The organism is Kribbella speibonae (genome assembly GCF_004331375.1).
GTDB lineage: Bacteria > Actinomycetota > Actinomycetes > Propionibacteriales > Kribbellaceae > Kribbella > Kribbella sindirgiensis.
The window spans coordinates 188,977-204,421 of record NZ_SJKC01000004.1 but is presented as its reverse complement, the minus strand read 5'-3'; the positions used below and the strand labels follow the sequence as shown (position 1 = coordinate 204,421).

9 protein-coding genes are annotated in these 15,445 nt (G+C 68.6%); 4 read left to right on the top strand and 5 right to left on the bottom strand.

Going from position 1 to position 15,445, the window contains the following annotated elements:
* Nucleotides 1–7: 7 nt before the first annotated feature.
* Nucleotides 8–1,393 carry a glycoside hydrolase family 28 protein gene (locus tag E0H92_RS29035; protein ID WP_131463489.1) on the bottom strand — a complete coding sequence of 462 codons (1,386 nt, stop codon included), beginning with the start codon at nucleotides 1,391–1,393 and terminating at the stop codon, nucleotides 8–10.
* 158 nt (nucleotides 1,394–1,551) lie between these two features.
* Here E0H92_RS29035 and E0H92_RS29030 point away from each other — a divergent pair, with 158 nt between their 5' ends.
* From E0H92_RS29030 to E0H92_RS29020, 3 genes are read left to right on the top strand one after another with little or no spacing between them, the layout of a single operon-like run.
* A complete protein-coding gene (locus tag E0H92_RS29030; protein ID WP_131463488.1) occupies nucleotides 1,552–2,952 on the top strand; it encodes a glycoside hydrolase family 28 protein in 1,401 nt (466 codons plus the stop codon).
* 10 nt (nucleotides 2,953–2,962) lie between these two features.
* Nucleotides 2,963–4,354 carry a glycoside hydrolase family 28 protein gene (locus tag E0H92_RS29025; protein WP_131498508.1) on the top strand — a complete coding sequence of 464 codons (1,392 nt, stop codon included), beginning with the start codon at nucleotides 2,963–2,965 and terminating at the stop codon, nucleotides 4,352–4,354.
* Nucleotides 4,351–5,646, top strand: coding sequence for a glycoside hydrolase family 28 protein (locus E0H92_RS29020; protein WP_131498507.1), 1,296 nt, complete (start codon nucleotides 4,351–4,353; stop codon nucleotides 5,644–5,646). Before E0H92_RS29025 ends, E0H92_RS29020 begins: the two co-directional genes overlap by 4 nt.
* A 444-nt stretch (nucleotides 5,647–6,090) precedes the next feature.
* Here the strand turns inward: E0H92_RS29020 and E0H92_RS29015 are convergent, their stop codons facing one another.
* On the bottom strand, nucleotides 6,091–7,323 hold the full coding sequence (locus E0H92_RS29015; RefSeq protein WP_131498506.1) for a hypothetical protein: 1,233 nt from the start codon (nucleotides 7,321–7,323) through the stop codon (nucleotides 6,091–6,093).
* Between the two features lie 6 nt (nucleotides 7,324–7,329).
* On the bottom strand, nucleotides 7,330–9,768 hold the full coding sequence (locus tag E0H92_RS29010; protein ID WP_165550092.1) for a pectinesterase family protein: 2,439 nt from the start codon (nucleotides 9,766–9,768) through the stop codon (nucleotides 7,330–7,332).
* Between the two features lie 181 nt (nucleotides 9,769–9,949).
* On the opposite strand from E0H92_RS29010, the gene E0H92_RS44340 reads away from it, so the two are divergent.
* The gene (locus E0H92_RS44340) at nucleotides 9,950–10,975 is read left to right on the top strand and encodes a LacI family DNA-binding transcriptional regulator (protein ID WP_165550091.1); all 1,026 of its coding nucleotides are present in this window, start codon (nucleotides 9,950–9,952) and stop codon (nucleotides 10,973–10,975) included.
* Between the two features lie 17 nt (nucleotides 10,976–10,992).
* Here E0H92_RS44340 and E0H92_RS29000 read toward each other — a convergent pair whose 3' ends face one another.
* The gene (locus tag E0H92_RS29000; protein WP_165550090.1) at nucleotides 10,993–13,716 is read right to left on the bottom strand and encodes an alpha-L-rhamnosidase; all 2,724 of its coding nucleotides are present in this window, start codon (nucleotides 13,714–13,716) and stop codon (nucleotides 10,993–10,995) included.
* Nucleotides 13,713–15,425 carry a glycoside hydrolase family protein gene (locus E0H92_RS28995; protein ID WP_131498502.1) on the bottom strand — a complete coding sequence of 571 codons (1,713 nt, stop codon included), beginning with the start codon at nucleotides 15,423–15,425 and terminating at the stop codon, nucleotides 13,713–13,715. The genes E0H92_RS29000 and E0H92_RS28995 overlap by 4 nt, the downstream gene beginning before the upstream one ends.
* Nucleotides 15,426–15,445 lie beyond the last annotated feature (20 nt).

Sequence of the window (15,445 nt, the reverse complement as noted above, 5' to 3'; positions counted from 1 at the left end):
TGGCCCACTACGTCTGGCCGATCCGCACATTCCGGATCGTCACATCGTCGGCGTACTGTACGACAGCTTCCGCCGCGACCTCGTCGAACCGGCTGTCGGTGATCGCCACCGAGGTGATGTGCTTCGTCTCCGCTCCCACGATGCGGTACGCCCGCTCGGCGCGGGCCACCCGGACCCGGTCGAAGCGGATGCCGCGAACGTCCGGGAACAACGACTGGTCGCCACCTCCCTGGTAGCTGAAAGTAACCTCCAAAGGACGATACATCCAGGCCCGCGAATCCACGTCGCGGACATCGACATTGTGCACGTAGCCGCCGCGGGTCGAGGTGGACTTCACGCAGAGCAGCCATTGCAGGTACGCCTCGTCCGCCGCCGGATCGGCCGGCGCGAACAGCCGGCGGACGAACACGTCCTCGACGCCGCCGCTCATCTCGCTACCGACAGCCACCGCGGCGCCACCGCTGAGGAACGTGCAGTCCTCCACGATGATCCCGCGCGACGGCAGCCCGAGCCGGCGGCCGTCGGCGTCCCGGCCGGACTTGATCGCGATGCAGTCGTCGTGGGTCGCGAACGTGCAGTCGCGGATCAGCACGTCGGTGCAGGACTCCGGGTTGCAGCCGTCGCCGTTCGGGCCCAGGTTGCTGACCGTGACGCCCCGGACGGTCACGTTGCGGCACTCGAGCGGGTGGATCGTCCACATCGGCGAGTCCTTGACGGTCACGCCCTCGATCAGCACGTTCTGGCAGCGGAACGGCTGGATGAAGCTCGGACGGAGGTAATGCCCGGCGCCGAAGACCCGCTGCTCGACCGGGACCTGCTCGTTGTTCATCCGCTCGAGCTCGCCCCAGTCGGCGCGCTGGTTCGGCAGGCCGGTATGCCAGCCGTACTGACCGCTGCCGATCAGGTACCACCAGTGCTCGTTGTCACCGGCGCCGTCGAGGACGCCCTTGCCGGTGATGCCGATGTCGGTCTGCCCCTCGGCGCGGATCAGCGACGAGTAGTTGTACACCTCGACGCTCTGCCAGCGCGTCCGCACGACCGGCAGGTACGCCGCGGGGTCGGTGCTGAACCGGAGCGTCGCACCTTCTTCCAGGTGCAGGTCGACGTGACTCAGCAGGTTGATCGCACCGGTCTGCCACACTCCGGGCGGTACGACGACATGCCCGCCGCCGGCGTGATGACAGGCCGAGACGGCCGCCGCGATCCCCGCTGTCGCGTCGTCGGGTGTCGCGCCGTACGCCGTGATCGGGAACCAGGCGTCCCGGAACCGCGGCGGGCGGATCCGCGATCTGATGAGGGCTTCCTGATCGGCGGCGGCCGCGGGCAAGCCGATGCCTGCAGCAACCACTCCTCCGAGGGTGACACCGAGCATCTGACGACGAGTGGGGCGCATGGTTCCAACCTTCCTCAGGGACGGATGAGGTAAAGCTTTGCCCGCAAGTATCCAAGAGATTTCAGGCCGGTCAAGTCCGTTGTCCACAGCCACCCGTTGACAGCCTCACCCGAGACAGGCACGATCGGTTGCAATCGTTTGCACGCAAGGAGCCGCGGATGACCGCCCCAGTAAGTCGCCGTACTGTCCTGCTCGCCGGTGGGGCTGCTCTCACCGGTGGATCCCTGCTTGGCGGCGGTACCGCCCCGGCCGCCGCCGGAAACGCACCGGACGCGCAAGTCGCCGCGATCCTGCGCAGGATCCGCCCGCCGCGGTTCCCGGATCGCTGGTACGACGTGACCGACTTCGGCGCCGTCGGCGACGACGCGACCGACTGCACGGCGGCGCTCCGCGCGGCGATCGAGACCTGTCACCGGCGCGGCGGCGGACACGTCGTCGTACCGGCGGGTGACTACCGGACCGGCGCCGTCCATCTGCTCAGTCGCGTCGACCTGCACCTGGCGGCCGGAGCGCGGCTGGCGTTCAGTCAGGACCCCGCGGCGTACCTCCCAGTCGTCGCGACGCGCTACGAGGGAACGGAGTGCTACAACTACTCCGCCTTCGTCTACGCGTACGGTCAGCGCGACATCGCGGTCACCGGTCAGGGCGTGCTCGACGGGCGCGCCGACGCGACGCACTGGTGGGATTGGACCGGAGGGCCGCCGCCGAACGAGGGACCGGACAAGACGCTGCTGATCCAGATGGCCGCGGCGGGCGTTCCGGTCGAGCAGCGGGTCTTCGGCGCGGGTCACACCCTGCGGCCGAACCTGCTGCAGTTCAACCGCTGCGAGAACGTGCTGCTCGACGGCATCACGGTCAAGGACTCGCCGATGTGGAACATCCACCCGGTGCTCTGCCGCAACGTCACGATCCGCGGCGTCACCGTCGACAGCCCGGACGGGCCGAACAACGACGGTATCGACGCGGAGTCGTGTACCGACGTACTGATCGAGAACTGCACGATCTCCACCGGTGACGACTGCATCGCGTTCAAGTCCGGCAAGGACGCCGACGGGCGGCGGGTGAACGTGCCGGCCCGGTACGCCGTCGTGCGGAACTGCGAGATGGCCGACGGGAACGGCGGCGTGACCGCGGGCAGCGAGACCAGCGGCGGTGTGATGGACATCTTCGTCCGCGACTGCCGGATGAGCAGCCCGCATCTCGAGCGGGCGATCCGGATCAAGAGCAACCCGGACCGCGGCGGGACGATCACGAACATCGACGTACGCCGGGTGACGGTCGGGCAGGCCGCCGACTCGGCGATCGAGATCGTGCTCAACTACGCGAATGTGACGACCGGGGCGTATCCGCCGGACGTGCACGGCATCACGATCAGTCAGCTCACCGTCGCGTCCGCGCCGCGCGCCCTCAACCTGCTCGGCCTCACCGACGACCCGCTGCGCGACATCCACCTGCACCAGTGCCGCTTCGACGCGATCACCGAGGACAACGTGATCGAGAACGTCGAAGGCCTGCGCCTGAACCAGGTCTGGATCAACGGCACCCGCGTCGACAACTGAAGGAGCCTCCATGCTCACGCGCAAGAACTTCCTCAAACTGACGGCAGGCACCACGCTCGCGTCTTCTCTCGTTCCAACTGTTGCGCAAGCAAGTCCACTGGACCCCGGTCCCGGCTGGGCGCAGGCGGGCGAGATCCTGCGCAGGACGGTCCCGCCGCGGTTTCGTGCTCGCGACTTCTCGATCACGACCTTTGGGGCGGTGGCCGACGGTGCGACCCTCGCGACGGATGCGATCGCGAAGGCGATCGACGCCTGTCACCGGGCCGGCGGCGGGCGGGTCGTCGTACCGGCAGGCACCTTCCTGACCGGCGCGATCCACCTGAAGTCCAACGTCAACCTGCACGTCTCCGACGGCGCGACGCTGCTCTTCAGCACCGACCCCGCGCAGTACCTCCCGGTCGTGCTGACCCGCTTCGAGGGTCAGGAGTGCATGAACTACTCGCCGCTCATCTACGCCCGCGACTGCGAGAACATCGCCGTCACCGGCACCGGCACCCTCGACGGCGGCGCGACCTGGGACAACTGGTGGTCCTGGGTCACCCCGTCCGGCCCCGACGCCCAGGCGCTGCAGCAGATGGCGGCGGACGGCGTACCGGTCGCGGACCGCGTGTTCGGCGACGGCCACCACCTGCGCGCCGCGTTCATCGAGACCCAGTCCTGCCGCAACGTGCTGATCGAGGGAGTCACCATTCTCCGGTCGCCGTTCTGGGAGGTGCACCCGGTGCTGTCGCGCAACATCACCGTGCGCGGCCTCACCATCGACAGTCGCGGCCCGAACAACGACGGCGTCAACCCGGAGAGTTCGCAGTACGTCCACATCCACGACTGCACGCTGAACTGCGGTGACGACTGCATCGCGATCAAGTCCGGTAAGGGCGCCGACGGCCTGCGGATCAACGTGCCGTCGGAGAACATCCTGATCGAGAACTGCACGCTGAACATCCGGTACGGCGCGATCACGATCGGCAGCGAGATGACCGGCGGCGTCCGGAACGTGTTCGTCCGCAACTGCACGATCGGCAGCCCGAACCTGTACTTCGGCCTCTACATCAAGACGAACTCGGTCCGCGGCGGCTTCGCCGAGAACATCTACCTGCGCGACCTCGACATCTCGAACCTCACCAAGGAAGTCGTGTCCTGCAACTTCTACCGCAGCGAGGGCGATGTCGGCCCGCTGACACCGCGGGTGCGGAACGTCGAGCTGCGCAACGTGAACGTCGGCCATGCCCGGAACGCGTTCTCGATCTTCGGGTACCCGCGGTCGCCGATCCAGGACTTCCGGCTGATCGACTGCACGTACACCAGCATCGACGCCGCGAGTTCGATCCAGGACACCGAGCTGACCTTCCAGAACTTCCACGTCAACGGTCAGCTCATCACGGACCCGGCCCAGCTCACGTGACCGCTCCGGACACCACTCTCCCGGCAGGCTGGCCGGACGCCGACCGCATTCTGGCCGGCGTCCGGCCGCCGGCCTTTCCTGCCGTCGACTTCCCGATCACCTCGTACGGCGCGGTCGAGGACGACGCCGGTCCCGGTATCGCGGCTGCCATCCAGGCGTGCCAACAGGCCGGCGGCGGGCGTGTCGTCGTACCGCCCGGGCGCTGGCGCACCACCGGGATCCGTCTGCTGTCGTCCGTCGAGCTGCACGTCAGCGAGGGCGCCACACTCCTGTTCAGCACCGACCCGGCCGACTACCTCCCGCTCGTCGAGACGCGCTACGAAGGTCTCGACGTCCTGAATCACGCGCCGATGATCTACGCGAACGGCTGCACCGACATCGCGATCACCGGCACCGGGACGCTCGACGGGCAAGGCTCGTGGGACACCTGGTGGCAGTGGTTCCACGAGTGCGACGAGGAGTTCACGACACTGCGCGAACAGAGCTGGTACGGCGTGCCGCTCGCGGACCGGCTGCGGGGCAGCCGGCTGCGATCCAGCTTCGTGCAGCCGTACAACTGCACCAACGTGCTGATCGAGGGCGTCACCGTCGTCCGTTCACCGTTCTGGCAGATCCACCCGGTGCTGTGCCGCAACGTGACGATCCGGGACCTGGTCATCGACTCGCAGGGACCGAACAACGACGGCATCGACCTCGAGTCGTGCCGCTCGGTCGTCGTCTCCGGCTGTGTCATCGACGCCGGCGACGACTGCATCGCGCTCAAGTCCGGGCGCGAGGCGGACGGCCTGCGGGTCGACGTACCGACCGAGGACGTGCTGATCGAGGACTGCGAGCTGCGGGTCAAGTACGGCGCGATCACGCTCGGCTCGGACCTGACCGGCGGTATCCGCAACGTGTACGTCCGCAACTGCCGGATCGGCGGACCGTACTTCGCCTTGTACATCAAGACCAATGCGGTGCGGGGCGGTTTCGTGGAGAACGTCTACCTGCGCGACATCACGGTCTCCGACGTCCTGAAGGAAGTTGTCCAGTGCAACTTCCATCGCGGTGAGGGAGAGGCCGGCCCGCTCACGCCGACCGTCCGGAACGTCGAACTGCGCGGCGTGAAGGTCGAGCACGCGCGGAACGCGCTCCTGCTCCGCGGCTACCGGAACTCCCGGATCGAGGACTTCCGGCTGGTCGACTGCGCTTTCACCGTCGACCAGCCAAGCACCGTCCAGCACGCAGCACTAACCTTCGACAACGTCACCGTCAACGGACGCCCGGTGAAGGACGTGCACCAGATCCGCTAGTGTCCTGCGCCCGAAGTTCGTGAACTAAGTCCAGGCCCGAAGACCTCCATCACGGCCGGCCCGCGGCACCTCATCCAGCGCAGCCAGCGCCGACGGCATCTTTGTGCACCCACCAACCATTTTTCCGGCCGGTTTCTGGTCGAGCCGTGCACAAAGACGAACAGGCAACCTCCCCAAACCGGTTTGGGTAGGTCCGTGGACCGAACCGGGGAGCTCTACAGCCCACTTCGGGCCCACTTCGGGAGGGTAAACCTCCCCAAAGCCCCGTCGCGGCGCGGCGCGGCGCTTCTTTGTGCACGGCTCGACCACGAAACCGCCCGGGATTTGGTTGGTGGGTGCACAAAGATGCTGTCGGCGCTGGTCGTGCTGGGGAACGTGCTGCCGGCCGGCCATGATGGAGGGCTTCGGGCCTGGACTTATATCGCGACGTTTCGACTCAGGACACTAGGGCAGGTGCGCGCAGTGGGTGTCCAGGTCCCACAGGATCACCGACAGCGCGTAGGGGCTGATCGTGTGGTCGCCGTGGGTCGCGTCCTCCAGCAGCTCCCAGTGACCGTTCGACTCGTTGCTCACCGCATCGGTCCCGATCACGGCGATCCGCTGCCGCACCGCCGCCTCGTACGAACGGTGCCCCACACCGTTGAAGCAGCACTCGTCGAACCGGTTGAGGATCTGGATCTGCCGCCGGTTCCGCCCGACGGACGCGAGCGCGTAGAAGTCCGGGAAGTCGGCCAGCCCGTAGAACCCGGGCTGCATGTCCAGCCGCTGCTCCCAGTCGCCGCGCGTCGGGCTCGGCTTCGGCGACCCCGGCCGGACGAAGAACGGCAGCGAGCCGGCGGTCGGGTACGACCGGGTGATCCGCGTGTCCAGCGCCGGGTACACACTCGTCGCCCAGCCGCCACCGGACAGCCCGATCATCTGCACCGACGACGGACGGTACGTCGCCTGCACGTAGTTCATCGCCACGGCCAGTGGTGTCAGGAACAGCGCGAGCGGCGAGTACGTGTCCGAGGCCCACTGCGGCAGGTCGTTGTGTGACGGCTGCAGCTGCTTGGTGGGGTCGGCCGGGTCCTGCAGCGTCTTCGGGTTCCAGTGGTAGAAGGGCATGGCGAACAGCAGCACGGTGTACCCGTGGTCGAGCAGGCCCTGTGCAACCCGCTGCATCGTGTCCAGACCCTCACCGTGCCCGTTGTGGTAGAACGCGACGCGCCGGTGCGTGCTTTGCGTCGGCTCGAGTACGAACACCGTGGCGACGTACCCGAACGGCATCGCCACGTCGAGCTGGTCGTAGCGCCGTACGCCGGTGAACTCCGGCAGCGCGGCCGGCACACCGATGTCGCGCGTCACCGTGGGCAGGCCGGTCGGCAGCACGCCGGTGTCCTTCCACACCTGTGCGACGAGCTGTGGACGCAGTGCGTCGGCGTCCGCCGCGGTGTGGATCTTCATCAGCTCCTCGACGTCCACCCCGACGACGACCTGCGGCAGCGTCTTGTACGTCGCCGCGTGGGCAGCTGCGATCTCAGCGTTCACCGGCGCAACGGGCCGCGGCGCCGGATGCGGCCGCACACCGCCTGCGGGGACCTCGGTCGCGGCCGCGGTGAGCGGCCAGCCGGTTGCACTGCCGGCAGTCACGGCGAGAGCACCTCCGAGAATGGCCCGACGGTTGACGTTCTTCATGATGGATCACCTTTCGAGGCGGGGAACAACCGGGTGCCAGCCGCCGAACACGAACGCCGGGTCGCGCAGCTGCGCCGCCTCGTCGTCGCCGAGCTGCCGGGAGCACGCCAGTCGTGTGCTGGTGTCGAGCGGCTGACCGGCCAGGTCGGTGCTGTGGTACTCCCAGAACCGGATCTGGCCGGCGGCCGCGCAGTCGTTGGGGCTGGTGATCTGCCAGCCGGTTTTCTTCACGTGGCTGTCCATCGCGGAGTCGATGAAGACGGCCTGGCTGGTCGGGAACCGGCTGAGCTCCGCGCGCGCCAGGAACACGCTGTCGTCGGCCACCTCCGGCGCGCGGGTCAGCCGCACCCGCACGAAGATGTTGCCCGGCCCGTTGTCGATGTTGCGGACCTGGTTGTAGTAGCCCTCGTGCAGCGCCTTCAGCTCCGAGTCCTGCATGAACACGCCGCCGGTCCCCCAGACGAAGTCCACGTCACCCTCGACGTAGCTGTTCGTCACGAACGCCTGTCCTTGCAGGCGAAGGCTGTCCTGGTACCCGAGGATGCGAACCCGCGCCAGCACGATCCGGTTCCCGTTGCCGAAGAATGCCTCGGCCTGCGACCCGCGGTACGGCGTGAGGTTCTGCACGGTCACGTCCGTCATCGTGAAGTCGTCGGCGAACACGCCCATCGCGGACCGCCAGCAGTTGAACCGATCCGACTGCGGGATCACGCGGCGCTGGCAGTACGACTGCTCGACCGGGACACTGCCCATCGCGGAGTCGCCGTTGAGCAGGTTGTTGTTCGGGTACCCGATCACGGTCCTGCCGGCGCCCGCACCGCGGATCGTGAGACCGGGCTTGGTCGGCGGCACCCAGACGAGCTCGCGGTAGAGACCGGGCGCGACGTCGATCGTCGCCTGGTGTCCCTCGCCGACGAAGTCGATCGCCGCCTGCACCGTGCAGAAATCCCGGCCGCGTCCTACGGTCAACTCGCCGTCGCTCTGCGGGTCCTGGCGCGTGCGGATCCGCCAGCCGTCGGCCTTCGTGATGCCCGGATCGCCTTGCACGAACCCGGGATCGACCGTGACGTAGTACACCTGGCCGGGTTTGAGCCGCTGGTGCGGGTAGATCTTCACGGTCCGCCCGTCGACCACGACCGCCTGGTAGGTCCACGTGTGCAGCTCGCCGTAGTCCGTGCGGGCGTCGCCGACAGTCCGGTGGTACGACGTGAGGTCCGCCAGGCTGATCGTGTCGACGACCTCGCCGTTCGCCGCGTGGATGGTGAGTTTGCCGGTGACGCCGAGGCGGACCGGGCCTTGGTACGTGAGGCTGAGCGGTGTGTCCGAGCAGGTCGCGTCCTCGAGGCCCAGCGGCGCGAGTTTCGGCGTACCGCTGGGGCCGGTGGCCCAGCCGGTCAGACGTTTGAGCACTGCGGTGAGTTTGGTCGCGGCGACCTGGTGACCTTGGACGTTCGGGTGCGTACTGCCGTTGAAGTCGTCCGGTCCGAGCCAGCCCGTCGTGTCGACGTACACGATGCGACGGTCCTTCGCGGCCGCGACCGCCGCCTTGATGTCGTCGGCGTGCGTGCCGTTGAAGGGGCGCAGGGCAACGATCAGCGTCTGCGGGTCGGCGGCGCGGATCTTCCGCAGGTAGGCCAGGTACGCCGGGGTGAACTCGGCGCTCGGCGACGCCGCGTCGTTCGTCCCGAAGTTGACCACGACCGCGCCCGGGTCGAACGGTGCGGCCGGGAAGCCGGCGAGGTTCCAGCCGAACGACTCGGACGCCGTACCGACGTTGCCGTGACCGGGCTGAATGATGCCCTGCTTGCCGAAGCCGACCTGGTTGGTGTCGGCGCCGAACGCCGCCCCGACCAGGTGCGGGTACGCCTTGGTGCCGTCCGCGCAGTCGGTCCCGAGCTCGGCACACAGCGCCATCACGCCCTGCGTGATCGAGTCGCCGTAGAACTCGATGCGGTGCTCCGCGGTCGTCGGCAGCGGGATCAGTTTGGCGTCCGGGGCGAGCTCGATCTTCTCCAGCACGACGCCGGTCTGCAGCGGGACGTTCCAGCGGTTCACGTACTCGTCGACGTCCTTGACCACGATCTCCGCGGTGTGCGCGACCGTCGGATCGAGGTCGTCCGCGAACACCTTGTGGTCCGCGTCCGCCTTGTGCAGCACCGGCGCCTGGCCGTCGATCGCGACGTACAGCTGCGCTGGGACGGTGATCGACGCGGTGTCGAGCAGCACGCCGAGATGCGAGCCGGTGAACCGCAGGCGGACCGACGAGCCCGAGTTCACGGTGATCGCGACGTCGTCGTCACGGCCCCAGTGCCCGTCGAGCTCGATCCGCGGGTCGAACGGTCCGTACGTCGCCGGGTTCGCGGCCGTCGCCGTACCGGCCGAGAGGGTGAGCAGGGTTGCTCCCGCGAGCACGACCAGAAGCAGGCTCAACAGGCGATTGCGCACGGCGGTCTCCTCGCGCGGACCGCCGCAACAGAAAGCCCGGGGCGGTGGGCGGGTAATCCTTTTCCTGGCTACATTCGCAGGCAGGTCGGGAGCCGTCAAGAGTTCGGTGGGGCAAATCAGGAAAAGGTTTACATCACTCTGCCGGCAGCGATCTGTGCCGTGGTCATGGTCCAATGGGCCGGTGAGACGGTACCGATCTTCTGAGGCTGTTCCCGACCGCGCCGCCCGGGCCACGATCCATGACGTGGCGCGGCTGGCCGAGGTGTCGACGGCGACCGTGTCGCGGGTACTGAGCGGCGGCAAGCCGGTGTCGCCGGAGGTCGCCGACCGCGTCCGCGTCGCGGCCCAGGACGTCGGCTACCGGCCGAACCCGGCCGCCCAGACCCTGTTGCGCGGCAGCAGCCGGACGGTCGGCGTCGTCGTACCGGACCTCGGCAACCCGTACTTCGCCGAGATCCTCAAGGGTGTCGCCGCCGAAGCCACCGCGACCGACCATCACACGCTGGTCGCCGGCACCGAGGAGGACCCGGAGCAGGAGTACCGATCCGCGATCGAGCTCGCTCGCTGGGTCGATGGGCTGCTGCTGTGCGCGCCGCGGATGAGTACGCCCCGTCTGCGCGAGGTCGCCGAGGCCGCGCGCCGGCTCGTCCTGATCAACCGGGTACTGCGGCACCACGCGGTCGGCTCGGTCGTGGTCGACTACCACCTCGGCGTCCGCGCGCTCTGCGAACACCTCGCGGCACTCGGCCACAAGCGGATCGCGTACCTCCAGGGCCCGACCGCGGCGTGGTCCGATCAGCAACGCCAACGCGGGTTCCGCTCGCCGGAGGCGTCCGGTCTGACGATCTTCCGGGTGCCGTGCGGGTCGACGCTCGTCGACGGGCAGGACGCGGTGGACGAGGCGCTGACGTACAAGCCCACCGCGATGATCTGCTTCAACGACCACGTCGCCGTGGGCGTCCTCAGCCGTCTCCGCGAACTCGGCCTCTCCGTCCCCGGCGACATCTCCGTCGCCGGGATCGACAACGCCCCGATGAGCGCCCACACCGACCCCGGCCTCACGACGTACGCCGTCTCCACCGTCGAACTAGGCCGCCAGGCCTGGGAACGCTTCACCCCCCGCGTCAGCACCGCCACCACCCACGTCCAAGGCGAACTGGTCATCCGCGCCTCAACCGCCCGCCCACCCCACCGCCCCCGCCGCTGATCCTCCCCGCCCCCGCCTTAGGCGGGGGTGGTGAAGTGGTAGGTGCCTGAGGGTGCGCGGCAGGTGGTGGTGTTGGGGGTGGAGTTGAGGACGGTCAGGTGCTCCGACTCGGTGACGGAGTGGCCGGATTCCTGGGTGGCTTCGGGGTTGGTGGTGGGGATGTGGATGGTGGCGTGGGCGCCGGGTGGGATGGTGACGTCGAGGGTCAGGGTGCCGTCGGACTGTTGCCAGCGGGTGGTGACTCGGCCGGTCGGGGTGTCGTACGACGCCTCGGCCCAGTGCAGGCGGCCGCCGGGGGTGGGTTTGATGACGAGGTCCCGGAAGCCGATGGACTCGGGTGACTGGCTGATGCCGGCGACATCGCCGTACAGCCATTCGCCGACCGACCCGAGTGAGTAGTGGTTGAACGAGTTCATGGCGACCGGCCCGAACCCGTTCTCCTCGGTCCACCCGTCCCAGCGCTCCCAGATCGTCGTCGCGCCGTGTTTGATCGAGTACCCCCAGGACGGGTACCGGTCGTCGTGCAGCAGGTCGTACGCCAGGTCGGCGTACCCGTACTTCGTCAGGATCGGGCACAGCAGCGCGACTCCGGCGAATCCGGTCGTCAGCGATCGCCCGCGCAGCTCGAGATCCGCGACCAGATGCTTCACCGCCGCCTGCTCGGCCTGCTCCGGCAGCAACCCGAACGCCAACGGCAGCAGGTACCCGGTCTGGGTCTCGCCGCGAACCTTGCCCTCGGCATCGACGAACTCCGCCACGAACGCCACCGCGATCTTGTCCCGCAGTTCGCCGTACGCCGCTGCTTCGTCGGCCAGCCCGAGCACCCGGGCGGCTGCCGCCGTGAACTCCACGCTCCGCGCAAAGTAGGCGGTCGCGAGAACATCCCGGTCGGTCACCGCGCCGACCTGCAGCCAGTCGCCGTAATGACCGCTCGTCCGCTTCCGCCAGATCAGGTCAGGGTTGGCGCGGTGCACGTAGTCGACCCAGCGCCGCATCACCGGCCACGCGGTCCGCAGTACACGCTCGTCGCCGTAGATCCGGTACAGCGTCCACGGCACGATCGTCGCCGCATCCGCCCAGGCCGGTGTGCCGTGCCGGCCGGTGATGACATGGGGAATCACATCCGGGATGGCGCCTTCATCGGTCTGAGCGACCGCGAGATCCGCGAACCAGTTCTCGAAGAACGTCAGCACGTCCGCCTGGTACGCCGCGGTGGGCAGGAAGATCTGTGCGTCCGCCGTCCACCCGAGCCGCTCGTCGCGCTGCGGGCAGTCCGTCGGGACGCTGACGAAGTTGCCGCGCTGCCCCCACCGGATGTTGCTGAGCAACTGGTTGACGCCCGGGTCCGAACACTCGAACCGCCCCGCGACCGGCGTGTCCGAATGCAGCGCCCGCCCGGTGACGTCCGCCGTGGTCAGCTCACCTGGGTAGCCGTCGACCTCGACGTACCGGAAGCCGTGCACGGTGAAGATCGGTTCGAAGAACTCCTCGCCCGCGCCGGCGCTGACGAAGTAGTCGGTGGCGTCGGCGGTGCGGAGGTTGGCCGTGTACAACTCGCCGTCTGCCTGCAGCATCTCGCCGTGCCGCAGCCGAATCCGGTCCCCTGCCTGGGCGCCGCGTACCCGCAACCGCACACGGCCCGCGAGGTTCTGCCCGAGGTCGACGATGAAACGTCCTGGTGCGAGCGCGGTGACCGCGGTCGCCGGCACATCCTCGGTCACCCGCACCGGATCCGTCGTCGCCGCGATGAGCGTCGACACGTCACCGCCGAGGTCACCAGCAGGCGCCCACTCGCCGGCGTCGTACCCCGGGCTGGACCACGCGCCGAGCTCGTTCCTGGCGTCGTACGACTCGCCCATCAGCAGGTCCGCGAACCTGATCGGCCCGACGCGCTCAACCCAGCGGCCGTCGGTCGCGACCACGGTCCGCGCGCCGTCCGGGTGATCGACGACGAGTTGCGCGAGCAGCTGCGGTTTCTTGCCGTAGTGGTGCGCGTGGCTTCGCGTGTCCCATCCGACGTACCCGGACCACCAGCCCTCGCCGAGGACGGCGCCGATCACGTTCTCGCCCTCGTGCAGCACGTTGGTCACGTCGTACGTCTGGTAGGCGACGCGCTCGCGATAGTCCGTCCAGCCCGGGGTCAGCTCGTCGTTGCCGATCCGCTGACCGTTGGCGCTGAACTGGTAGAGACCGTGCGCAGTCACATAGACCCGCGCCCTGGTGACCGGCTGGGTCAGCTCGAACGAGCGCCGGTAGTGGCGTGGGGGCGCGATGGTTGCCTGCCGCACCGTCCGCGGCTCCGCGCGATCCACGGGCGGCTCGAAGTACGGATCGGTCTCGTAGTCGTGCTCGATCCAGTGTGCTTCCCACTCGTCCTCGTGGAAGAGACCGGTCGCGAAGATCGCCTCTGCCGACGACACCTCACCGGCCGCGTCCCGCACCGAGAGCTGCCAGACGTAGTCGGTCTGCGACGTCAGCGGAGCGCCACCGTGGTCGACGTACGTGTCCGGCTCAGTCCGCCACCCGCTGTCCCACACCTGGACGCCGTCACGCAGCACCTGCACCCGGAACGCGTCCTGCCGATCGCCACGGGTCGGTGACGCCAGCCGCCAGCTCAGCCGCGGTCGCGCCGTACCGATCCCGAGTGGATCGACACGGTGCTCACAACGCAGGTCGTACGCCGTCAGCCCTGCCAGCTCTGCCGCACTCGGCAGCTCGGGCAGCACCCATTCAGTTCTCACCAGGACCACTCCGTCTCGGGTCGGTGGAGCTCGTACTCGCGGAGGCCGCCGGCGTGCTCCGGGCGGTCGCCGTACATCGGGCGGGACGTGCCGGGCGGGTCGATCGCGATCACGTCGTCGCCGCGCCAGGTGGTCCGGAACTCGTTGCCGGCCGCAAGCTCTGTCGTGGTCTGCTCGACCATCGGGAACGTCACCGTGATGCGCTCCCCCGGCTGCGGCTTCGGAATCGACAGGTAACCGTCCGGCGCCCAGATCCGCTCGGCGCCGGTCCACTCGTCGTCACCGCGCTGCAGCCTCAGCCGCGCGTACCCAGCCCAGTCGGGGATGCGCACGCGGAGCTCGTCCATCGGCTCGTTGACGTGCAGCTCCACCTTGCCCTCGACCGGCAAGTGGCTGATGACGTCGACCGCGTGGTGGCCGCGGGTGAGCAGCAGGTTGACTCGCGTCACCCGGTGGTCACCGGTGACGATGCTGTTCCACGCCCAGAACAGTCCACGGACGCCAGAGCCGACACAGCACGCCTGGACGTCGTTGGTGTGGCCACGCCCCAGCGGTACGTCGGACACGTAGTCGTTCGGAGCGCCGTACCCGCAGAAGGCACCCAGGACGCGCTCCCCCACGTCGACGTACGTCCGCCAACCGGGCTCGTCCTGTGAGCGGTCCGGTGCGGACTCCACCCAGCTAACGTCCTGCAGTTGCGATGCGGCCAGGTGGTTGCGAACGAAACGCTCGACGACTGCCCAGTACTCCGTGAGTCCGTTGCCGGCCAGTGTCGTCCCCAGACCGATGAGGTCGACGAGTGAACAGGTCTCGTGCTCGTACTGCTGATCGGCGAGGTCACCAGGCGTCCAGCCGAACCGGGTCGCTTCGCCGAGGACCCAGTCGTAGCTGCGGCGCACGAACTGGGTCAGTCCGTGGTCACCGGTATGCCGCGCCAGCCGGGCCAGTCCCTCCAGCGTCCCGACTCGCGTGTGGAAGTGACCGCTGCGGTACGCACGGGCCGGGTTGAAGCTCCCGTCGGCGTTGAAGACACCGCTCTTCTCGACGATCAGCCGGGCGAACCACTCGCACAGCTCCAGTGCGTCGGTGTTACCGGTCGCCTGGTGGTAGCGCAGCAGCGGCATGATCAGGCGGCCGGAGAACGAGGCCGGGTCGGGCGCGAGGTGCAGATCGATCGCGTTCGACGACGGCCAGCCGGCTGCCGTGTACTCCGACGCCGGGTAGAACCAGACGTCGCGCTCCTTGATCGCGATCCGCTTCAGCGCGGCCACCTGGCGGTCCGCGGCGCGCTGGGCCTGCGGATCGTCGGCGGCGACCACCGCGGTCGTCATCGCGAGCAGCGTGGCGCGCTGGTCGATCAGGTTCGCATTCGGCAGCCAGTGGCCCTTGGGATGCGTCTGACGGTAGGTGAGACCGTCGTCGGCGAGCAGGGCGAACAGCCGCTGCCGGTAGCGGTCGGCGATGGTGTCCCAGCGCGGGTCCCAGTCCTTGCCGCCGGTCATCTGGCGGGTCAGCAGGATCGCGTCGGTGAGCCTTCCGTGACTGGAGCCGTAGTCCCAGTCGCCGTGGTCCATGCGGGCAGGACGGGCCAGCAGGTTCGCGCTGAAGAACGGGATGCCGTCCAGGTCGTCGTCGGCCAGGCCGGTCACCGCGTTCATCGCCAGCGCGGCCCGGTCCTCGAGCAGCAGAGTCGCAGGGATCGTCGCCATGAGGTAAACCTTTGCCTCCT